The 20,818-nt window shown below is 66.9% G+C and carries 15 protein-coding genes; 5 read left to right on the forward strand and 10 right to left on the reverse strand.

The genetic code is table 11. The annotated features are described in order from the left end of the window. Positions 1-158 precede the first annotated feature (158 nt). A complete protein-coding gene (locus tag XcodCFBP4690_RS02995) occupies positions 159-1,808 on the reverse strand; it encodes a glycoside hydrolase family 43 protein (RefSeq protein WP_104539698.1) in 1,650 nt (549 codons plus the stop codon). 280 nt (positions 1,809-2,088) lie between these two features. Between XcodCFBP4690_RS02995 and XcodCFBP4690_RS03000 the strand changes: the two genes are divergently transcribed. Next, positions 2,089-4,455 (forward strand): TonB-dependent receptor, encoded by a 2,367-nt coding sequence (locus XcodCFBP4690_RS03000; protein WP_104539574.1) that lies wholly within the window; start codon positions 2,089-2,091, stop codon positions 4,453-4,455. A gap of 94 nt (positions 4,456-4,549) precedes the next feature. Here the strand turns inward: XcodCFBP4690_RS03000 and trxC are convergent, their stop codons facing one another. The 6 genes from trxC to XcodCFBP4690_RS03030 all read right to left on the reverse strand — a co-directional run bounded on the left by trxC (position 4,550) and on the right by XcodCFBP4690_RS03030 (position 11,551). Further along, positions 4,550-4,996: a thioredoxin TrxC gene (gene trxC, locus XcodCFBP4690_RS03005; RefSeq protein WP_104539575.1), complete on the reverse strand. Its 447-nt coding sequence runs from the start codon at positions 4,994-4,996 to the stop codon at positions 4,550-4,552. 139 nt (positions 4,997-5,135) lie between these two features. After that, positions 5,136-5,501, reverse strand: a complete 366-nt coding sequence (locus XcodCFBP4690_RS03010) for a DUF1428 domain-containing protein (protein WP_104539576.1) — start codon at positions 5,499-5,501, stop codon at positions 5,136-5,138. A 359-nt stretch (positions 5,502-5,860) separates the two neighbouring features. Then, positions 5,861-6,985, reverse strand: a complete 1,125-nt coding sequence (locus XcodCFBP4690_RS03015; RefSeq protein ID WP_104539577.1) for a hybrid sensor histidine kinase/response regulator — start codon at positions 6,983-6,985, stop codon at positions 5,861-5,863. Continuing rightward, positions 6,982-7,566, reverse strand: coding sequence for a chemotaxis protein CheB (locus XcodCFBP4690_RS03020; RefSeq protein ID WP_104539578.1), 585 nt, complete (start codon positions 7,564-7,566; stop codon positions 6,982-6,984). The genes XcodCFBP4690_RS03015 and XcodCFBP4690_RS03020 overlap by 4 nt, the downstream gene beginning before the upstream one ends. Further along, on the reverse strand, positions 7,563-8,411 hold the full coding sequence (locus XcodCFBP4690_RS03025; protein ID WP_208622679.1) for a CheR family methyltransferase: 849 nt from the start codon (positions 8,409-8,411) through the stop codon (positions 7,563-7,565). The genes XcodCFBP4690_RS03020 and XcodCFBP4690_RS03025 overlap by 4 nt, the downstream gene beginning before the upstream one ends. Next, complete coding sequence (locus XcodCFBP4690_RS03030) at positions 8,384-11,551, reverse strand: response regulator (protein WP_104539579.1); 3,168 nt, start codon at positions 11,549-11,551, stop codon at positions 8,384-8,386. Before XcodCFBP4690_RS03030 ends, XcodCFBP4690_RS03025 begins: the two co-directional genes overlap by 28 nt. Before the next feature lie 157 nt (positions 11,552-11,708). On the opposite strand from XcodCFBP4690_RS03030, the gene XcodCFBP4690_RS03035 reads away from it, so the two are divergent. Together XcodCFBP4690_RS03035 and XcodCFBP4690_RS03040 are read left to right on the forward strand one after the other, a co-directional pair. After that, positions 11,709-12,872, forward strand: a complete 1,164-nt coding sequence (locus tag XcodCFBP4690_RS03035; RefSeq protein ID WP_104539580.1) for a PAS domain S-box protein — start codon at positions 11,709-11,711, stop codon at positions 12,870-12,872. Further along, the gene (locus XcodCFBP4690_RS03040) at positions 12,865-13,233 is read left to right on the forward strand and encodes a response regulator (protein ID WP_104539581.1); all 369 of its coding nucleotides are present in this window, start codon (positions 12,865-12,867) and stop codon (positions 13,231-13,233) included. The genes XcodCFBP4690_RS03035 and XcodCFBP4690_RS03040 overlap by 8 nt, the downstream gene beginning before the upstream one ends. 116 nt (positions 13,234-13,349) lie before the next feature. Here XcodCFBP4690_RS03040 and XcodCFBP4690_RS03045 read toward each other — a convergent pair whose 3' ends face one another. Beyond that, positions 13,350-14,699 carry a glycoside hydrolase family 16 protein gene (locus tag XcodCFBP4690_RS03045; RefSeq protein ID WP_104539582.1) on the reverse strand — a complete coding sequence of 450 codons (1,350 nt, stop codon included), beginning with the start codon at positions 14,697-14,699 and terminating at the stop codon, positions 13,350-13,352. A gap of 388 nt (positions 14,700-15,087) precedes the next feature. After that, positions 15,088-16,671, reverse strand: coding sequence for an alpha-N-arabinofuranosidase (locus XcodCFBP4690_RS03055; protein ID WP_167394453.1), 1,584 nt, complete (start codon positions 16,669-16,671; stop codon positions 15,088-15,090). A 242-nt stretch (positions 16,672-16,913) separates the two neighbouring features. Between XcodCFBP4690_RS03055 and XcodCFBP4690_RS03060 the strand changes: the two genes are divergently transcribed. After that, a complete protein-coding gene (locus XcodCFBP4690_RS03060) occupies positions 16,914-17,963 on the forward strand; it encodes an aldose epimerase family protein (RefSeq protein ID WP_104539584.1) in 1,050 nt (349 codons plus the stop codon). 47 nt (positions 17,964-18,010) lie between these two features. Here XcodCFBP4690_RS03060 and XcodCFBP4690_RS03065 read toward each other — a convergent pair whose 3' ends face one another. Further along, the gene (locus XcodCFBP4690_RS03065) at positions 18,011-18,802 is read right to left on the reverse strand and encodes a cytochrome C assembly family protein (protein ID WP_104539585.1); all 792 of its coding nucleotides are present in this window, start codon (positions 18,800-18,802) and stop codon (positions 18,011-18,013) included. Positions 18,803-19,245: 443 nt separating this feature from the next. Between XcodCFBP4690_RS03065 and ffh the strand changes: the two genes are divergently transcribed. Next, complete coding sequence (gene ffh, locus XcodCFBP4690_RS03075) at positions 19,246-20,622, forward strand: signal recognition particle protein (RefSeq protein ID WP_104539587.1); 1,377 nt, start codon at positions 19,246-19,248, stop codon at positions 20,620-20,622. The last annotated feature ends 196 nt before the right edge of the window (positions 20,623-20,818 follow it).

A 20,818-nucleotide genomic window follows, 5' to 3' on the forward strand; every position in this document is an offset into this window, starting at 1 on the left:
TCGGGGCACACCGGCATGGCCGGTTTGCGATCATCCTGATCCAATCCCCAATCCCCAATCCCCAATCCCCAATCCCCAATCCCCAATCCCCAATCCCCAATCCCCAATCGCGCGCGTCAGCCCCAGCCCCAAGACTCGCATCCATAGCGCGGCTGCGCTCAGCGCGAATACGCGTACGGCCCGAACGTGGCGCCCAGGAACCCGCCGGCGGTGTCGGTGCTCAGCATGCTGGCGTCGCCCTGTTCCAACAAGGTCTGCCACTGGCCGGTGCCGATGGCGTAATCCACATGCAGTCGCGCGGCATCCAGCGCGAAGCGCAGCTGCACCGGTTGCGTTGCGTCGGGCAGGGGCGCGCGCGCCAGCTCCGTGCCGATGCCTGGATCCTGCAGCCCTGCGCGGCGATACAGCACCACTGCGGCGCCAGCAGCATCGCGTGTCAGCATCGCCGCCAGGAAGTGGCTTTCCTTGGCTACGATCGCCAGGCCGGCCTGCTCGCCGGATGTCAACGCGCTGCCATCCACCTGCGCAACCACGGTGGCGTGGTGATGCTGCAGGCGGTGCCCCAGGTAGGCCGGCTGGCCACGGCCGAGATCGCCCAGCGCCACCTTCGAGGGCGTGATGCGCAAGCCCTGCGGGCCAGGCAGGTACCACGGCTGGGTCGGCGGATGGATGGTCATCCACTGCATCGGTATCCGCGCATCCTGGAAACGCTCGCTCCACTGCATCGGCCCGCTGGTGGGGATGGTCTGCGTGCCCTTCGGCAGCGTCGGGCGCGTGGTCACCGCCGGCACGGCGCTCCCGTGCGGCAGCACCACCGGCCAGCCGTCGCGCCAGGTCACAGGCTGGAGGAAGGTTTCGCGGCCCAGGTTGTACTGGTTGCCCCGGTAGGGGCGGGTGGCCAGAAACACCGCCCACCACGAGCCGTCCTTGAGCTCGACGAACTGCGCATGCCCGGCCGAGGTGATCGGTGCGCTGCGGCTGGGGTCCAGGTCGCGTTGGGTGAGTACCGGATTGCCGCTCCAGGGCTCGTATGGACCGTTGATCTGGCGGCTGCGGTAGATCATCTGCGCGTGCTGTTCGCCGGTGCCGCCTTCGGCCGCGGTGAGGTAGTAATAGCCGTCGCGGCGGAACAGGTGCGGGCCTTCGATGTGTTCGGGATTGGTCGCTGGCTTGAAACCGGAATCCACGAGCACCTGGCGCGTGCCGGTCAGTTTCATGCTGACCAGATCCAGCCGCTGCAACCAGATCGCGCGGTGGCCGTCGTAGCGCAGCTTGCCGGCGGGCACGTCGTTGTTGACCAGCCAAGCGCTGCCGTCGTCGTCGAAGAACAGCGAGGGGTCGATGCCCTTGGCATCCAGCCACACCGGATCCGACCAAGGCCCGGCCGGGTCCTTGGCGGTGATCAGGAAGTTGCCGCCATCGCAATAGAAACAGGTGTTGGCGATGTAGAAGGTGCCGTCGTGGTGGCTGATGCTGGCGGCGAACAGGCCGCGGGTCAGTTCGTCGCGGCCGTAATCGACCTGGTCCGGCCGATCGATCGCGTTGCCGATCTGGGTCCAGTGCACCAGGTCGCTGCTCTTGAACACCGGCAGGCCTGGAAAGTAGCCGAACGTGGAGTTGACCAGGTAGAAGTCATCGCCGACCCGGATCGCAGACGGGTCGGGATAAAAGCCGGCCAGCACCGGGTTGCGGTACTGGGCTTCGGTGGGCAGCGGCCCGCCGTCATCGCCTTGGTAGTCCACGCGGGTGACCAGCGCGCTGCCGGCATATGCCAGCTGGCAGCTCACGCTGGCCAGCATCCCCAACATCCATCCGATGCGTTTCAAGACCGCTTCCCCATTCGTCGCGCTGGCCCGGCGCCAGCCCCACGGCAGCATGCCACTTCGTGGCAGGGCTGGTGGCGACGATGCGCCATGGCACACCAGCATGACTGCCTGCACCACAGCCGGTGGACCAGGACGGTCGCGGCTGCCACTTCGCTGCAACATTGCTGACATATCGTGCGCGCGGCGCCATGCTGCGCCCCCTTCCGGCATGCCCATGCCGAACGGACTCATTCTCGCGTCACTCATCCAAGGACCCACCCGCATGTCGTTGTACTCGCCTGTCTCGCCGTCGCTGACGCCCGCCACCCTGCACCCCGCGCGCTGCCGCACCGCGTTGCAGCGCACGCCGCTGGCACGCGCCTGCGCCGGCCTGCTGCTGGCCTCGATGGCGGCCGCCGCTTCCGCGCAGCAGGCGCCGGTGACCCAGGGCGAGGGCAGCCCGACCGCGCTGGATACGGTGACCGTCACCGCCGAGCACCGCGAGCAGAACCTGCAGGAGGTGCCGGTGTCGGTGGGGGTGGTGCAGGGCGCGGCCATGCGCCAGTACACCGCCGGTGGCGAGGACACCTTGCTGGCGCTGTCCGGCCGCGTGCCGGGCTTCTACGCCGAGACCACCACCGGGCGCATCTTCCCGCGCTTCTACATCCGCGGCCTGGGCAACATCGACTTCTATCTGGGCGCCTCGCAGCCGGTGTCCATCATCCAGGACGACGTGGTGCTGGAGCACGTGGTGCTCAAGTCCAACCCGGTCTACGACGTGGACCAGGTGGAAGTGTTGCGCGGCCCGCAGGGCACCCTGTTCGGCCGCAACACCACCGCCGGCATCGTCAAGTTCGACACCGTCAAGCCCAGCGATACCTATACCGGCCGTCTCGACGCCAGCTACGGCAGCTACAACACCGTGTCGCTGGATGGCGGCTTCGGCGGCCCGATCAACGATGTGCTTTCGTTCCGCGTCTCGGCGTTGTACCAGCACCGCGACGACTGGGTGGACAACACCTTCGCCGGCAGCAGCGCCGATGGCACGCGCACCCCGCGCAAGGACGCGATGGGCGGCTACAACGACCGCAACGCGCGCCTGCAGGTGCTGCTGAAGCCCAACGACGCGTTCTCGTTGCTGGGCTCGGTGCATACACGCGATTACGACGGTACCTCCACGCTGTTCCTGCGCAATGCGGTCACCCGCGGCAGCGACAAGGTGGACGTGCCGCGCGATCGCGTGGCCTACGACGAAGCGCACGACAACCCGCAGGCGTACCAAACCGACGGCGGCTCGATCAAGGCGATCTACGATTTCGGCGGCGTGTCGCTGACCTCGATCACCGCCTACGAAACCACCTCCGGCTACAGCCGTGGCGACACCGATGGCGGCGCGGCGGCCAACTTCCCGGTCAATGGCGTGCCGAACGGCTTCGGCCAGTCGATGGGCCAGATCCGCGACCTGGACCAGTACACCCAGGAACTGCGACTGGCCAGCGAAGGCGACGATGCGCTGCAATGGCAGCTGGGCGCGTTCTATTTCGACGGCCGCGACACCACCGATTTCTATCAGCGCGCCTATTTCCTGCAGACCGCCGCGCGCAATCCCAACAACTGGGTGCGCCTGCGCAACACCAACACCTCGTGGGCCGGCTTCGGCCAGCTCAGCTACAAGGCCACCGACGCACTGACGCTGACCGCCGGCATCCGCCAGACCAAGGACACCAAGCAGACCCGCCTGCTCAAGAGCGCCGACACCGCCGCCGGCGTGGTGACCTACCGCGGCCGGCGCGACGTGCGCCTGTCCGACACCCAGCCCAGCTGGGACCTGAGCGCCATGTACGCGTTCAACCCGGAGTTGAGCGTGTATGCCCGCGTGGCGCGCGGCTTCCGCGGCCCCACCATCCAGGGCCGCAGCGCGGTGTTCAATTCGGACTTCACCACTGCCGATTCGGAAACCATCCTGTCCTGGGAAGCCGGCATCAAGAGCAGCCTGTTCGACAATCGCCTGCGTCTGAACGTCAGCGGCTTCACCTACACCGTCGATGACATCCAGCTCAACGGCAACGATTCGGACGGCAACGGCGTGCTGTTCAACGCCGACAAGGCCAAGGCCTACGGCCTGGAAGCGGACCTGGACTGGCGTCCGATCTCCAATCTGTCGCTCACCGCCGGCCTGAGCCTGCTGCATAGCGAAATCCACGACAAGCGTGTCTATGCACAGGCCTGCGCACTCAATGGCGTGGTGGTGTGCACGGTCAACGACCCGACCATCCGCGTGGGTGCCAATACCTTTGCGCAGATCGACGGCAACCCGTTGCCCAATGCGCCCAAGTACAACCTCAACCTGGCCGCGCGCTACGACATCCCGGTGGGCAACGATGGTGCGTTCTTCGTGTCCACCGACTGGAACAGGCAGGGCCAGACCAGCTTCGTGCTGTACGACTCCACCGAGTTCCGCGCCGACGGCAATTTCGAAGGCGGCCTCAAGCTGGGCTATACCGGCGGTTACGGTGCGTGGGAAGTGGCGGCATTCGCGCGCAACATCACCAACGAAAAGAACGTCAAGGGTGTGATCGAAAACTACATGGCGGCGGTCTATAACGAGCCGCGCATCGTGGGTGTGTCGGTCAACGTCAACTGGCAGTAACGCCAGCGCAGACAGGGCCGCGGCGCAGCTGTCGCGGCCCTGTCTGCTGACCCAGCCAGGCCAGCGGCATGGATGCGCCGCTGGCGTTGTCGTCTCAGCCCTGGCTCAGGACCGAGCGTACCCAGCTGACGATCTGCGCGCTGCTCACCGCACCGGAATGCCGGCCGATCTCGTGCCCGGCGCGGATCACCAGCAAGGTGGGGATGCTGCGAATGCCAAAGCGCGTGCCCAGGGCCGGATGCAGGTCGGTGTCCACCTTGGCCAGCCGCACCTGCGGCTCCAGCGTTGCCGCGGCAGCGGCGAATTGCGGCGCCATGCTCAGGCATGGCCCGCACCACGGCGCCCAGAAATCCACCACCAGCGGCAGCTCGCTGCGCACGGCGTGCTTGTCGAAATCCACAATCGACAAGGCCACCGGCGCGCCGAGAAACAGCGGGCGGTGGCAGTGGCCGCAGTTGGGCGCATCGCGCAGGCGCGCCCGCGCGATGCGGTTCATCGACGCGCAGCTCGGACAGGCAATCAGCAGCGGGGCGTCGGTCATGCAGGGGTCTCCGTTGGTCACGCAGGGCGTTCGCCAGCTCGCGCCTGGGCGGCGAACGCGGCGGCAGGCTGCCAGTGTAGCGATCACCACGCGCGAACACCGTGCACTGCGAGATGCACGGCGAGCGCACGCTGCAGGCTCAGGCCGACTGCCCCAGCACCACGGTCGGAACGAAGCCGCCATAGATCATCCGTTTGCCGTTGAACGGCATCGGGTTGGCCGACGGGTCCATGCGCGGGTCGTCCATCATCTTGCGCATGCCCTCGTCGCGGGTGGCCTTGTCCGGCCATTCGATCCAGGAAAACACCACCGTCTCGTCCTCGGTGGCCTCGACCGCGCGATAGAAGTTGGTCCATTGCCCCCGTTGCACATCATCGCCCCAGCACTCCACCACGCGCAGCGCGCCGTATTCCATGATGACCGCATCGCCCATGCGGGCGTGCGCAATGAACGCGTCCTTGTTGGCCGTGGGCACGGCCAGCACAAACCCATCGATATACGACATAACCACCTCCGTAGACCGGGCGCACGGCGTGCACCCGAGGATGATCAAGGGATGTTGGTGCGACCAAGAACGTGGGAAGCAGTGGGGGACAGGAGCGTGCATCCAGCGCGCTTGCCGCTTGAGCATACGGTGCTGGCAGCCAGTGAGCACTGCTTGAGTTGGCTGTCACGTGGGGTGCGCCCTACACGGCGCCGGTCGGGCCCGCTCGAACGACTGCCGATGGCTCGCGCTGGCTCGGTCTGACCGATGGCCGCGCCCGGATTCCGCTCCTCGGGCGGGACAACAGGCGGGCCGCCCCCGCAGGGAGGGGCCGGAGCCCGCTGTTGCCTGCCGCGGGCGCCAGACCTGCAGTGCGGCGGTCAGGCCGCCAGGTTGTGGCGACGCAGCCGGGCTTCGAAGACCACCTCGCCGTCTTCGTTGCGCGCCTGCAAGGTGCCGCCATGCGCCTTGACGAACTGGTCGGCAATGAACAACCCCAGCCCCAGCCCCTGGCTGGCATGGAAGCTGGCCTTGAACGGCTCGAACAGGCGCGGCATCAGGCTGTCGGGGATATGTCCGGCATTGCGTACCGACAGCCGCAGCGTGTCGGCCTCGCGCCCGTCCAGATGCACCTGCACCGGGTGCTGGCCGCCGTGCAGCACGGCGTTGCCGACCAGGTTGGAGACCACCTGGGCCAGCCGGTCGCCATCGCCATCGCCGTGCAGGTCGCCCTCGGTGCGCAAATCGATGGTGGTCTGCGGGTTGGCCTGCGCCACCTCACCGACCACGCCATGCGCCACCTCGCCGAAATTGCAGGGGCCGAACTGCATCGGCAACCCATCGGTGCGCAGGCGCGAGAAATCCAGCAACTGCTCGACCATGCGCGCCATGCGCCGCGCGCTGTTTTCCAGGTGCTCGAGCGTGCGGGCCGCCGAGCCATCGGCCGCCACGTCCAGGCCGAGCTTGTCGGCGCACAACAAAATCACCGACAGCGGCGTGCGCAGGTCGTGGGTGAGCACCGCCATCATGGTTTCGTTGAGCATGAGCGCGCGTTCCAGCGAGGCGTTGCGTGCCTTGAGCAAGCGCCGCTGCTGGTACAACTCGATGAACACGTTGACCTTGCTCAGGATCACGTGCGGCTCGATGGGCTTGTGCAGGAAATCCACCGCACCGGTCTCGTAGCCCTGGAAGGCGCGCATCGGATCGTTCGGCGACGCGGTCAGGAAAATGATCGGTACATGCCGGGTGCGCTGCGAGCCGCGCATGAGTTCGGCCAGCGAGAATCCGTCCATTTCCGGCATGTGCACATCGAGCAGGGCCAGCGCCACGTCGTGTTCGAGCAGCAGCTCCAGCGCCTGCGCACCGGATGCGGCGCACAGCACTTGGATGCCGTCGCGCTGCAGCAGCGCTTCCATCGCCACCAGATTCTGCGGCACATCGTCCACGATCAGGATCTTGGCGGGTTCATCGCCGGGCGCATCAGGGCCGGTCGCGGTGAGGTTCATGGGCGAAAGGTTTCCAGTTCGCTGCAGATCGCCTGCAGGGTCAGCACCGCATCGGCGCCGGCGTGGGCAAGCGCGGAGGCGGGCATCAAGGGGGAGGCTGCATCGTCGGGCAGCTGGATCCAGGCCGTGCCGCCGGCGGCGCGCACCGCCGCCACGCCGGCGCTGCCGTCGCTGCTGGCGCCGGTGAGCAGGATCGCCAGCAGGCGCTCGGCAAACACGTCGGCGGCCGACTCGAACAGCGGGTCGATCGCCGGGCGCGAGAACAGCACCGGCGCATCCATCGACAGCGCCAGGCTGGTGCGGCTTTCCACCAGCAGGTGGTAATCGGGTGGCGCGATGGTGACGGTGCCGGCCAGCAACGGCTGCTTGTCTTCGGCCTCGCGCACCGGCAGCGCGCAGCGCGCATCCATCAGTTCGGCCACATGGCTGGCGCGGTCGCGCGGCAGGTGCAGCACCACCAGCACCGGCATCGGCAGGGCCGCCGGCAGGCTGGACAACAGCGCCTGCAGCGCCGTGACCCCGCCGGCCGACGCGCCGATCACCATCGCATCGAAGCGCGGGTGTGTGGGCAGGGCGCTCATGCGGCCTTCCGATACAGGCGTTGTTCGCGCGCGCAGGTTTCGAACGCCTGCGCATGCGCGCCGAACTGCAGCGATTCCTTGCTGCCCAGGCCCAGGAACCCGCGGTGCACCAGTGCCTCGAAGAACAGGCCCACCGCGCGGTCCTGCAGGCTGCGGTTGAAATAGATCAGCACATTGCGGCACGACACCAGGTGCACTTCCGAAAACACTGTGTCGGTGGCCAGGCTGTGATCGGCGAATACGATGTTGCGCTTCAGGCGGCGGTCGAACACCGCACCGTCGTAGGCGGTGGTGTAGTAATCCGAAAGCGAACCCAGGCCGCCGGCCTCTAGGTAGTTGCGGCTGAACTGCGCAATGCGGTCGATGCCGTAGGCACCAGCCTCGGCCATGCCGAGCGCCTCGGGATTGATGTCGGTGGCGTAGATCACCGCTTTTTCCAGCAGGCCTTCTTCGTGCAGCAGGATCGCCAGCGACCACACCTCCTCGCCGGTACTGCAGCCGGCCACCCACAGCTTGATCGAAGGGTAGGTGCGCAACACCGGCAACGCATGCTCGCGCAGCACGCGGAAATACGCCGGATCGCGGAACATCTCCGACACCTGCACCGTGAAGAACTGCATCGCCTGCGCGAAGGTGTCCGGCTCGTGCAGCAGGCGGTGCTGCAGGTCGGCCACGCGCGCGCACTCGAAACGCGCCATCGCATGGCGCATGCGCCGCCGCAGCGAGGACACCGCGTAATCGCGGAAATCGTAGTGATAGCGCTGGTAGACCGCCTCCAGCAGCACCCGCAATTCCAGGTCGAACAGTTCCACCGGGTTCATTGCCGCGAGCACCAGACGCGGCACAGCGACACCAGCTTGTCCACGTCGATGGGCTTGGCGATGTAGTCGTTGGCGCCGGCTTCCAGGCAACGCTCGCGGTCGTCGGCCATGGCCTTGGCGGTCAGCGCGATGATGGGCAGATCCTGCCATTGCCGATTGGCGCGGATTTCGCGCATCGCGGTCAGGCCATCCATCTCGGGCATCATGATGTCCATCAGTACCAGGTCCACCTCGCGGACGGCCAGCCGTTCCAGCGCCTCGCGTCCGTTGCGGGCGATTTCCAGCGTCACGCCCAGCGGTTCGAGCACGCTGGACAGCGCGAAGATGTTGCGCACATCGTCTTCGGCCAGCAGCACGGTGGCGCCGTCGAGCACCGCATCGCGGCGACGCGCTTCGCGCAGCAGGCGTTGCTGGTCGCTGGGCAGCGAGGCTTCCACGCTGTGCAGGAACAGCGTCACTTCGTCGAGCAGGCGCTCGGGCGAACGCACGCCCTTGATGATGATGCTCTTGGAGTAACGACGCAGTTGCTGCTCTTCATCGCGCGTCAGTGCGCGGCCGGTGTAGACGATCACCGGTGGGAAGGCCACCGCATCGTTGCCGGCCATGCGTTCGAGCAGGTCGTAGCCGCTACCGTCCGGCAACGCCAGGTCGGTGACCATGCAGTCGAAGGTGGAGCCGGCCAGTTGCTCCATCGCTTCGGCAATCGTGCCCACGGCCACGATCTCCAGTTGGTCGCGCGCCAGCAGCAGCTGCAGGTTGGCACGCAAGGCGCTGTCGTCTTCGACGATCAGCAGGCGTCGCACTGCGCGTGCATTGGTTTCTTCCAGCTGGCGGATCGCGCCGGCCAGCAACTCGCGCGTGGCCGGCTTGATCAGATAGCCCACCGCGCCAAGTTCCAGCGCAATCTGGCTGCGTTCCAGCGCCGATACCACGTGTACCGGGATATGCCGGGTGGCCGGATCGCGCTTGAGGCGTTCGAGCACGCTCAGGCCGGAGGCATCCGGCAGGCCGATGTCCAGCAGGATGCCGCTGGGGCGCAGGTCGGCGGCCAGGCGCAGCGCCTCCTCGGCGTTGGGCGCCACCACGCAGTCGAAGTCCAGTTCATGCGCCAGATCGACCAGCGCCTGCGCAAAACGGGTGTCGTCTTCCACCGCCAGGATCAGGCGGCCGGGCCGTAGCCGTTGCTCGCGATCGTCCAGCGCAGGCTGCAGCGGCGCGGCGCCGGCGGCGGGAATCGGCAACGGTGGCGTGGACGTGACGCCGTTGACAACGCCGCGCCGTGCGGCAGTGGCCACCCCAGCATGCGTGAGTTGCGCAGACTCGGCTGCCGATGTCGATGCAGTGGCAGCAAGGTCGGTGTGGGCGAGGACGACACCCTCGGCAGGTGCACCGTCGGTGGGCAGGTCCAGCGTGAAGCAGCTGCCACGTCCCGGCTCGCTGTCCACGCGGATGCTGCCGCCCATGCGTTGCGCCAGATCGCGCGAGATCGATAGCCCCAAGCCGGTGCCGCCATAGCGCCGCCGTGTGCTGCCATCGGCCTGCCGGAACGCTTCGAAGATCACCTCGGTCTGCTCGCGCGCAATGCCGATGCCGGTGTCTTCCACCTTGAACAGCACCCGCCCGGGCGTATGCGCCTGGATCGAAAGACGCACCTTGCCGTGCTCGGTGAACTTGACCGCGTTGGCCAGCAGGTTCTTGAGGATTTGCTGCAGGCGCTGATTGTCGACCACCAGCTGGCTGGGGGCGCCGACCTCGGCTTGGATCTCCAGCGTCAGGCCCTTCTGCCGCGCCAGCGGTTCGAAGGTGTCGCGCAGCCGCTGCACGATGCTGCCGGTGTCCACGGTCTCATCGGCCAGCTCCACGTGCCCGGCCTCGATCTTGGACAGATCCAGGATGTCGTTGATCAGCGCCAGCAGGTCGTTGTTGGAGGACAGGATCGCCTGCGCGTATTTCACCTGTTCGGCGCTGAGCGTGCCGTCCTTGTTGTCGGCCAGCAGCTTGGCCAGGATCAGCGCGCTGTTGAGCGGCGTGCGCAGTTCGTGCGACATATTGGCCAGGAACTCGGACTTGTAGCGCGATGCGGTCGCCAATTCGTTGCCATTGCGCACCAGCTGGTTCTGCGCCACCAGCAAGGCCTGCTTCTGCGCTTCCAGCGCCTGGGTGCGCTCTTCCAGCTGCACGTTGGTCTGTTCCAGCTCGGCCTGCTGCTGCTCCAGATCGCTCTGCGACTGCTGCAGGCTGCGGCTCTGTTCTTCCAGTTCTTCGTTGGCAACGCGCAGTTCTTCCTGCTGCGTCTGCAGTTCCTCGCTCTGGCGCTGGGTTTCTTCCAGCAGGGCCACCAACTGCGCGCGCAGCAGCGCGGTGCGCAGGGCCAGGCCGATGTTTTCGCCGCAGCGCGCCAGCAGGTCTTCCTCGTGCGTGGCTGCCGGCCGCGCATCGCTGACACGGCCCAGCTCCAGCAGGCCGATCACCCGCCCATCGGCGGTGACCGGCGCCAGCAACAGTTCCTGGCAGGCGCTCTGGCCCAGGCCGGAGGCGATCTGCAGGTGCCCGGCGTCCACGCCGCGCACCCGGCGCACCGCCGCCCGTTGCAATACCTCGCCCCATTGGCCGGCATTGCTCGGCAGAGTGGCCGGCATGTCCACCGGCAGTGCGGCACCGCCAGTCAGGCGCAGGCGATCACCCTCGATGCGATACAACGCACCGACCTGCGCATCCAGTGTCTCGCACAGGGCGCGCACCGCGGCATCGGCCAGGTCCTGTGGATTCTGGTCGCCGCGCAGGCTGGCTTCCACGGTGTTTTCGGCCTGCTGCAACCATAGCGCCACCTCGGCCTGGCGCCGCGCCCGGATCGCCTGCGTCACCACCAGCGCCATCGCCAGGAACGACACACCGCCGATGCTGCGATTGATCGAAGAGAAACTCGAGTTGGTGCTGGGCGGCGCCAGGTGAAAGCCGGTTGCCAGCAGCATGCACGACAGTACGCCGACCACGATGGGCACCTGCGGGCGGTTCTGGAACACGGTGACGCCAACGGCCATGAAATAGGTCAGCCACACCGCGTAGCCCAGCGGCGTCACCAGCTCTGCGCCCAATGTTCCGGCCATCAGGGCCCCCGCGCACGCCCAGATCCAGCGGTCGCGTGTGGTCGAGATGTTCTGCATGAGGCGCTGACCGAAACTGGGCGGGCGGTCATGGTAGCCGATAAGTTTCACGCGCAAATCGCCGGGTTTTTGACGCTTTTGCGGCTGCGACGGCTTGCACGCAACCTTCACGCGCACGTCACTATGGTCGCGCGCTTTTCCGGGAAAACATCGCCAGATGGATGCCCAGACCGCCATCGACAACGCAGGGCCGCTGTCTCACGACAGCCGGCAGTGCCAGCTGTTGGTGCAGAGCGTTTCCGACTACGCCATTTACATGCTCGATGTCGCGGGAAATGTGCGCAGCTGGAATCCCGGTGGCGAGCGCATCAAGGGCTATCGCGCCGATGAGGTGCTCGGCGTGCATTTCTCGCGTTTCTACCTGCCCGACGATGTGCAGCGCAACGAGCCCATGCACAATCTCGAGCTTGCCCGCCAGCAGGGGCGCCTGGCCACCGAGGGGTGGCGCCTGCGCAAGGACGGCAGTCGTTTCTGGGCCAGCGTGGTGATCGAGCCGGTGCTGGAATTCGGCGTGCTGGTCGGCTTTGCCGAGATCACCCGCGATGTCACCGACCGCCACGAAGCGCAGCGACTACTGCAACAGGCGCAGCATGCACTGCTGCAGTCGCAGAAGATGGAAGCGCTGGGCCGGTTGACGCTGGGCATGGCGCACGATTTCAACAACCTGCTGACGGTGATGGTGACCAGCCTGGATCTGATCGCCTTGCGCGCCGGCGATGATGTGCGCACCCGCATGCTGGTTGAAGCGGCGCAGACGGCGGCCGATCGCGGCACCTTGCTGACGCGACAACTGCTTTGCTTTGCGCGCGGTCAACGGCTGGCACCGGAACGCCACGCCGTCAACGCGGTAGTGACGCGTGCGCTGGAGCTGCTGCGCCGCGCCTGTCCGGCCGGAATTGGCCTGACGTTGCAGCTGCCCGATGCATTGCCGGACGTGTGCGTTGACCCCAGTCAGCTCGAATCGGCACTGCTCAACCTGGTGTTCAACAGTTGCGATGCGATGCCAAACGGTGGCGCGATCACCTTGAGCACCGCCGTGCAGCAGCGCGCTGCGCCATCGGACCCGCATGGCGCCGTGCGTCGCTATGTCGGCATTGCGGTGCGCGACGACGCCCCGGGCATGTCGGTGCACGTGGCGCAGCGCGCCAGCGAACCGTTTTTCACCACCAAGGATGTTGGCAAGGGCTCCGGCCTCGGATTGAGCCAGGTATTCGGTTTTGCATCCCAGTCCGGCGGTTTTGCGCAGATCGAGACCGCACCAGGACGCGGCACCACTGTCACCCTGTTTCTCCCGGCCATCGAGGAGGCCGAGCATGACTGAACCCCTGCGCCTGCTGATGGTGGAAGATCAAGAAGAACTGCGCGAGTTGATCGGCGAAGCGCTGCGCGATGCCGGCATCAGCGTCGACACCGCCGACGATGGCCATGGCGCGTTGCGCATGCTGCGCGAGGGCGGCCCTTACGACGTGGTGTTCAGCGACATCCGCATGCCCAACGGCATGTCGGGCATCGAATTGAGCGAGCAGGTGGCGCAGCTGCTGCCGCAGGCGCGCGTGATCCTGGCCTCGGGCTTTGCCAAGGCGCAGCTGCCGCCGCTGCCGGCGCGGGTCGATTTCCTGCCCAAGCCGTATCGCCTGCGCCAGCTCATCGACATGCTGAAGGGCGTGGCCGCCAGCGCCTGAGCGCCGCCTGCCGCTGCGCCTTGAGCGGCTGCGTCCGGTCCCGGCAGCGGGTCACCCTGGTTTCGAACGGTGCGTGCAGCCAGCGCTGAGCGCTGGCTGCCCTTGCATCGCCGCGCTCAGCGGCTCTGGTAATACACCTTGTCGATGGCGATCTCCACCGGCGCTGCCGGCGGGTCGGCCACCAGCATGAAGGGCTGCTTCACCGCCTGCAGGTCCAGATCGTAGAACGCGCTGAAGGGAATGCTCACCTCGTGCCAGGCCCCATCGCGCACCAGTCCGTACTGGTTGCCACCGGCCACGAAATCCACCCAGCTATCGCCAAAACTGGTATTGATGCCGACCTTGAACGTGGATGGTGTGGTCGTCTTCAGGTGCAGCTTGAGCGTGCCACCGGCGTAGGCGGCCAGATTGCGGTAATCGCTCTGGATGCCCAGCCCGAACCAGGCGCCGGCGTTGGCGCGATAGGCCATCACGCTGCCGCCCTCGAACGGTGCCTGCGCGATCGGGCTGAGGTTGTTCCACAGATACAGCTCGGCATCCTGCCCGAAGGTCAGCCGCGCGCTGGTATCGCTCTGCTCGGTGAACACACCGAAGCGTCCGGCGGGGACGGCATGTTGCGTGCCCACGTACAGCTGCGATCCGGGGTTCTGGTACAGGCGGATGTAGTCGACCTCCATCTTGCCGGGCAGTGGTGCGGTGACGGCCGCCGGCGAGGTCACGCCGGTATAGGTTCCGCCGACGGCCAGATTGAGCAGCAGATAATGCTGCTGGTGGAATTCGTGCAGCGATGCGCCTTCGATATTGGAGATGGCAAATTCGAAATATTGCTGCCCATCGATCGACACGCGCAGGAACTGCGGGTCCCAGGTCAGCCGGTACACATGGAAGTCGTTGTGCAGGTTCACCGGGTGGGTGTAGCTGGTGTCGTAGTCGGCTTGCGAGCCGTTGTAGTCCCAGTGCACGGCCGCACCGATACGGCGATTGGCGGTGCCGTTGGCGATCGCTGCGGCCATGCCGGCTTCCATCAGGTCGATCTCGCCACGGCCGGGCCACACGCCGATGGTGCCCAGCATCCAGTACGCCGGCCACAGCCCATTGCCGACTGCCGGTGTCTTGATCCGTGCTTCCAGCGTGCCGTACTTGAAGTGCATGCGGCCTTCGGTCTTGAGCCGCGCCGAGGTGAACGGCATGCCCTGGAAGGCCTCGCGTCTGGCTTCGATCACCAGCCGGCCGTTGTCGATGCGCGCGTTCTCGGGGCGGCTGGTGTAGTACTGCATCTCGCCGTTGCCCCATCCGCACAAGCCGATCTGGCAACCGGTGCCCACATCGTAGGTCCACTTGCTGCCGTCGATGGACGGCCCGTTGAAGTTCTCTTCCCACACCAGGGTTTGCGCGTGTGCGCCGGGCGCCAACGCCACGCCGAGCACAACCGCTACCTGCATCGCCACACTGCCCAAGGCTTTCATGCGTGCTTCTCCAAGCGCGGGCCGGGGCCCGTGGAGAGGCGACGCTGCGGAGCCGGTACTTCAGTGTCAAAGCAAATTTCCGGCGTGTTTCATTTTCGTGGTGTTCATTCCGGAATAATCAATCATTGATATGACGCCGGTCGCAAACGATGGCGGCCGCATGTTGCGTGGCAGCAGCCGGCAGCGATGCCTGACGGAAACTGCCGTTACTGCGTCGGCGTGGATCGCCGGTGCAACTGGGCAGGCACCCCTCGCCATGCGTTGCATGCGAGTCGAATCGCCCGTGCGTCCTGGGTGGTGGGCGACCATGCGATCGGCGCAAGATAGCCATCCCCAGTATCGCGTCCCGCGGCGCCAGCGTACCGATCGCCCGTCCGCCGCTGGCGGTTCACTCAAGCCTGAGCATCACCACCGAGCGCGCAGGTAGCGCCACCGCCAGCGTCTTGCCTTGCAGGCGTGCCTGCTTGAACGCTGCTGGTTCCACCGCGTGCGGCTGCGCGAACGTGTTGTGCGCGGTGATCGCGGGGGCGGTGAGAATCTGTCCCTCGACACGGCGTGCGGACAGCCCCCGCACCTCCACGCTGACGTCAGCCGCGCTTGTTGCATCCAGGTTGGTCAGCGCCACATACACATGCCCATCCCTGGCCTTGACGGCCGAGCCGTGCACCGCCGGCACGTGCACGCTGCCATGGCGATACTCGGGCGTGCGCAGCTCGAGCGGCAGCTGGGTGGCGTCCTGGTAGGGTTTGTACAGTGCGAACACGTGGTAGGTCGGCGTCAGCACCATCTTGTCGCCGTCGGTGAGGATCATCGCCTGCAGCACGTTGACCATCTGCGCGATGTTGGCCATGCGTACGCGCTCGGCATGCGCGCTGAAGATGTCGATATTCAGCGCCGCCACCAAGGCATCGCGCAGGCTGTTCTGCTGATGCAGGAATCCCGGGTTCGCACCGGGCAGGCCGGCGTACCAGGTGCCCCATTCGTCCACCACCAGCGCCACTTTCTTGGCCGGATCGTACTTGTCCATGATGGCGCTGTGCTTGGTGATCAGTTCGTCCATCACCAGGGTGCGCGAGAGCGTGTCGATCCACGCGGCCTCGTCGAAATCGGTGGACGAGGCGCGCGGCGGCCAGCCGCCGGGCACGGTGTAGTAGTGCAGGCTCAGGCCATCCATCAAGGTGCCGGCCTCGCGCATCATCACCTCGGTCCAGTGGTAGTCGTCGTTGTTCGGGCCGGGGGCGATCTTGAGGATCTTCTGGTTGGCTGGCGCCTTGACGAAGGTCTGGTAGCGCCGGTACACGTCGGCCGCGTATTCCACCCGCATGTTGCCGCCGCAGCCCCACAGCTCGTTGCCCACGCCGAAGTAGGGCACCTGCCAGGGCGCATCGCGGCCATTGGTGCGGCGCTCGCTGGCCAGGCTGGAGCGGGTGGGGGCGGTCATGTACTCGCTCCACTGCGCGATCTCGTCCGGCGCCGCATTGCCCACGTTGCCGGCGATGTACGCCTGGGTGCCGAGCAGTTCGGTGAAGTCCATGAACTCGTGGGTGCCGAACCGGTTGGATTCCTCCACGCCGCCCCAGTGGGTGTTGACGCGGATCGGGCGCTTCGCCGGTGCACCCACGCCGTCGCGCCAGTGGTATTCGTCGGCAAAACAGCCACCCGGCCAGCGGATATTGGGTACCGCGATGGCCTTCAACGCCGCAAGCACGTCGTTGCGATAGCCGCGCGTATTGGGAATCGGCGACTCCTCGCCCACCCACACCCCGCCATAGATGCCGGTGCCCAGGTGTTCGGCGAATTGCCCGAACACCTGGCGCGACACCTGTGCGCCAGGCTGGTCCACGCGCAGCGTGCCGGTCACCTTGACTTCGGCCGCAGGGGCCGCCAAGGCGGTGATCGCCACGGCAGTCGCAACCATGACGGGCAGCAGCCTGCTGCGTGAAGTCTGCAACGCGAGGGAAATCCACTGCATCGGCTGGGCGCTACTGGGATCGGTAGGCGAGGGCGTGCGCCGGCGTCGCAGGCGTAGCGGTAGGGTAATGCGTGCGTGGCCGTCTGTCGCCGCGTTGGATGAGGGGAAGGCGAGCCCTGCCGCGTGCGCGCGCTGGTGCGTGCCGGCGGCAGTGGCAGGCCGGCCAGGATGTGCGCAAGCGCATGGCCGGCGACGGCGCCAGGCGGCTATGCTCGCGGGCTTCCAACAGTGCGGGGCGATCCATGCAGCGAGTGTTCGGGCAGTTGCCAGACGGAACCGAGGTCCATGCGTTGACCCTGCGCAGCGATGCCGGGTTGACGGCCGAAGTGCTGACCTATGGCGGCATCCTGCACACGCTGCATCTGACCACCGCACAGGGCGTGGTGCCGCTGGTGCTGAACCTGCCGGATCTGCCTGCCTACGCCGCCGATGGCGACAGCTTCAACATCCTGGTCGGCCGCTTCGGCAACCGCATTGCCGGTGCGCGTTACACGCTCGATGGCCTCACCCATGTGCTGGCCGCCAACGAGGGGCGCAACCAGCTGCACGGCGGCCTGCGTGGTTTCGGCCGGCGGGTCTGGAGCGTGCTGGAGCAAACCGCCGACCAGGTGCTGCTTGGCTACGATTCGCCCGATGGCGAAGAAGGCTATCCCGGCAACCTGCAGGTGCGTGCACGGCTGGCCCTGCATGGCGATACGCTGCAGCTGGACTTCGAGGCGCGCTGCGATGCCGCCACGCCGGTGAACCTGACCCACCACCCCTATTTCAACCTGTCCGGCGACCCGCAGCTGCGTGCCGCATCGCAGGTGTTGCGGGTGCCGGCCGACCGCTATCTGCCGGTGGATGCCGAATCGATCCCGACCGGGGAGATCGCCGCGGTGGCCGGCACGCCGTTCGACTTCCGCACGCCTGCCGCGCTGGCCGAGCGGATCGACCCGGCGCATCCGCAGATCGTGCTGGGCAAGGGCTACGACCAGTGTCTGGTGCTGGCGGCCGATGCGGACTGCGTGGCCGAGATGTATTCGCCGCACAGCGGCGTGGCGATGCGCATCAGCAGCGATGCGCCGGCCGTACAGCTCTACGAAGGGCAGCATCTGGATGCGCATCACCCCGGGCTCGGACGCGGCATCTGCCTGGAGCCGCAGGACTACCCGGATGCGCCCAATCGCCCGCAGTTCCCCTCGACCATCCTGCGACCCGGCCAGGTCTATCGCCGCCGCATCGCCTATCGCTTCGCCCACCCGGGCCCGCAGCAGCCTTGGGAGGTGGTCAGCGCTGCATTGGATGGATAGAGGCTGCGTCGGCGCCGGTGACCGTCGGTCACCCGACGTCATCGCAATCAGCGCGGGCCCAGCACCAGTTCGATCACGAACTTGCTGCCGAAGAACGACAGCACCAGCAGCGCCATCGCGGTCAGCGTCCAGTGCACCGCCTTGGTGCCGCGCCAGCCGTTACGCCAGCGGCCGATCAGCAGCGCGCCGAACACGACCCACGACAGGATGCTGAGCACGGTCTTGTGCAGCAGGCGCTGCGCCAGGAAGTCCTGCACGAACAGCAGGCCGGTCAGCAGGGTCAGGCTCAGCAACACGAAGCCGACCGTGATCGTGCGGAACAGCAGCGTTTCCAGCTCGGTCAGCGGCGGGAGCGCACGCAGCCAGGTGTGGAAGTCGCGTCGCCGTAGTGCGCGCTCCTGCAGCCACAACATGATCGCCAGCAACGCGGCGATGCCCAGGGTGGCGTAGGCCAGCAGGGCCATCCACGCATGCAGCTCCAGCCGCCAGCCCAGGTCCGCGCTGGGCTCGTGACCATAGGCGTGGTAACAGGCCAGCAGGATCGCCGACAACGGGAACACCACCACGCCCACCGCCGCGGTCCTGCCGCGCCCGCCGAACACCGCGGTCAGCCCGGCCATGCCCAGCCCGGTCAGCGACAGCGCCGCAAAAAAATGCATGTCCGGCCCGCCGGCGGTACGCAACGCCACCAGCACGTGGTAGCCGGCATGCAGCGCCACCGCTGCCAGCGCCGGCGCCAGCCAGCGCGCAGGCGACTGGTTGCCATCGCGCATCACCGCGCGGGTGAGCAGGGCCGCAGCCAGCAGGTACAAGGCGAACGCGATGAGAACGATTGTCATCGTGGAAGTTTCGCATACTGGGGGCTGGGATTCGGGATTCGGGATTCGGGATTCGGGAATCGGGAATCGGGAATCGGGAATCGGGAATCGGGAATCGGGAATCGGGAAAAGCGGGTGGCCGCGGGGTGTGTGGGTTTGGGGGTGGCAGGGGAGTGGTGGCACGCAGGGAAGGGGGGCGCCCGGGCGAGTGAGGTGTAGCAAGGCACTGAATGACACCGGGCCCGCACCGGTAGCGCGCGGGTGGGACGTGCGGGACGTGCTGGTCTGGTTGTGCTGCTCTTGCTTCTTCGCAGGCCTCGGAGTGCGGGGCTGCGCACTGCCTCGCGTTCGCGGGGCTGCTCCGCCGGAACGGTGTCGCCAGGCGCGCGTCGGGTCGGTTGGGGCGGGGCGTTGGCCGGTGCCGCTATAATCGACGCCCGTTTCCCCTTCGCGGTCCCTTGCGCATGTTCGAGTCCCTTACCCAACGTCTCTCCGGCACCATGGAGCGCCTGCGCGGCCGCGGCCGCCTGACCGAGGAGAACATCCGCGAAGCGACCCGCGAAGTGCGCATCGCGCTGCTGGAGGCCGACGTCGCGCTGCCGGTGGTGCAGGCGCTGATCGAGCGCATCAAGGTGCGCGCAGTGGGCCAGGAAGTGCTCAAGTCGCTGACTCCGGGCCAGGCCCTGATCAAGGTGGTGCGCGACGAACTCACCGCGGTGATGGGCGCGGCCGCCAGCGATCTCAATCTCAACGTGCCGGCTCCGGCCATCGTGCTGATGGCCGGCCTGCAGGGCGCGGGCAAGACCACCACCGTGGGCAAGCTCGCCAAGCACCTGAAGGAAAAGCGCAAGAAGAAGGTCATGGTGGTCTCGGCCGACGTCTACCGCCCGGCCGCGATCGAGCAGCTCAAGACCCTGGCCGAACAGGTCGGCGTGCTGTTCTTCGCCTCCGATGCGTCGCAGAAGCCGGTCGACATCGTGCGCGCGGCCATCAGCGACGCGCGCAAGTCCTTCGTCGACGTGCTGCTGGTCGATACCGCCGGCCGCCTGGCGATCGATCAGGCGATGATGGACGAGATCAAGGCGCTGCACGCTGCGGTCAATCCCACCGAGACCCTGTTCGTGGTCGATGCGATGACCGGCCAGGACGCGGCCAACACCGCCAAGGCGTTCGGCGAGGCGCTGCCGCTGACCGGCGTGGTGCTGACCAAGACCGATGGCGATGCCCGCGGCGGCGCCGCGCTGAGCGTGCGCTACATCACTGGCAAGCCGATCAAGTTCGTCGGTACCGGCGAAAAGACCGACGGCCTGGACGTGTTCCATCCGGACCGCGTTGCCAGCCGCATCCTGGACATGGGTGATGTGCTGTCGCTGGTGGAGCAGGTCGAGCACAGCGTCGACCAGGAGAAAGCCGCCAAGCTCGCCGCCAAGGTCGCCAAGGGCAAGAAGTTCGACCTCAACGACATGAAGGAACAGCTCGAGCAGATGCAGAGCATGGGCGGCATCCATGGGCTGATGGACAAGCTGCCGGGCATGGGCCAGATCCCGGATAACGTCAAGCAGCAGGTCACCGGCAAGGAAGTGCCGCGCATGATCGCCATCATCAACTCGATGACCAAGAAGGAACGCCGCAACCCGGCGTTGCTCAACGGCTCGCGCCGCGCCCGCATCGCACGCGGCTCGGGCATGCAGCCGGCCGACGTCAACAAGCTGATGAAGCAGTACCAGCAGATGGAAAAGATGATGGGCAAGCTGGCCGGCGGCGGCATGAAGGGCCTGATGCGCAACATGAAGGGCATGATGGGTGCGATGGGTGGCCGCGGCGGCATGCCGTTCCGCTGAGTGCGCATCGGCGCCGCGCGCGGTGCGTGAGCGTGCAGGGGGCGCACGGCCAGCGTTTCTTCCGCTGCTCATTCGCTCGCTTGCGGCACGCAGGCAGTCAGCCATCGCAACCGGGTGTTGCGTGAGGTGGATGTCCTGGTGGGGGCGGCAGGCCGAGGCCGGCCATCGCCGCCGATCCGGATGTGCTGACAGTTGC

This window comes from Xanthomonas codiaei, from assembly GCF_002939785.1.
GTDB classification, from domain to species: domain Bacteria; phylum Pseudomonadota; class Gammaproteobacteria; order Xanthomonadales; family Xanthomonadaceae; genus Xanthomonas; species Xanthomonas codiaei.

Bases quoted from the DNA above. Each gene is read 5' to 3' on its own strand.
- XcodCFBP4690_RS02995 (WP_104539698.1), bottom strand. From the start codon at position 1,808: ATGTTGGGGATGCTGGCCAGCGTGAGCTGCCAGCTGGCATATGCCGGC.
- XcodCFBP4690_RS03000 (WP_104539574.1), top strand. From the start codon at position 2,089: ATGTCGTTGTACTCGCCTGTCTCGCCGTCGCTGACGCCCGCCACCCTG.
- trxC (WP_104539575.1), bottom strand. From the start codon at position 4,996: ATGACCGACGCCCCGCTGCTGATTGCCTGTCCGAGCTGCGCGTCGATG.
- XcodCFBP4690_RS03010 (WP_104539576.1), bottom strand. From the start codon at position 5,501: ATGTCGTATATCGATGGGTTTGTGCTGGCCGTGCCCACGGCCAACAAG.
- XcodCFBP4690_RS03015 (WP_104539577.1), bottom strand. From the start codon at position 6,985: ATGAACCTCACCGCGACCGGCCCTGATGCGCCCGGCGATGAACCCGCC.
- XcodCFBP4690_RS03020 (WP_104539578.1), bottom strand. From the start codon at position 7,566: ATGAGCGCCCTGCCCACACACCCGCGCTTCGATGCGATGGTGATCGGC.
- XcodCFBP4690_RS03030 (WP_104539579.1), bottom strand. From the start codon at position 11,551: ATGCAGAACATCTCGACCACACGCGACCGCTGGATCTGGGCGTGCGCG.
- XcodCFBP4690_RS03035 (WP_104539580.1), top strand. From the start codon at position 11,709: ATGGATGCCCAGACCGCCATCGACAACGCAGGGCCGCTGTCTCACGAC.
- XcodCFBP4690_RS03040 (WP_104539581.1), top strand. From the start codon at position 12,865: ATGACTGAACCCCTGCGCCTGCTGATGGTGGAAGATCAAGAAGAACTG.
- XcodCFBP4690_RS03045 (WP_104539582.1), bottom strand. From the start codon at position 14,699: ATGAAAGCCTTGGGCAGTGTGGCGATGCAGGTAGCGGTTGTGCTCGGC.
- XcodCFBP4690_RS03055 (WP_167394453.1), bottom strand. From the start codon at position 16,671: ATGCAGTGGATTTCCCTCGCGTTGCAGACTTCACGCAGCAGGCTGCTG.
- XcodCFBP4690_RS03060 (WP_104539584.1), top strand. From the start codon at position 16,914: ATGCAGCGAGTGTTCGGGCAGTTGCCAGACGGAACCGAGGTCCATGCG.
- XcodCFBP4690_RS03065 (WP_104539585.1), bottom strand. From the start codon at position 18,802: ATGACAATCGTTCTCATCGCGTTCGCCTTGTACCTGCTGGCTGCGGCC.
- ffh (WP_104539587.1), top strand. From the start codon at position 19,246: ATGTTCGAGTCCCTTACCCAACGTCTCTCCGGCACCATGGAGCGCCTG.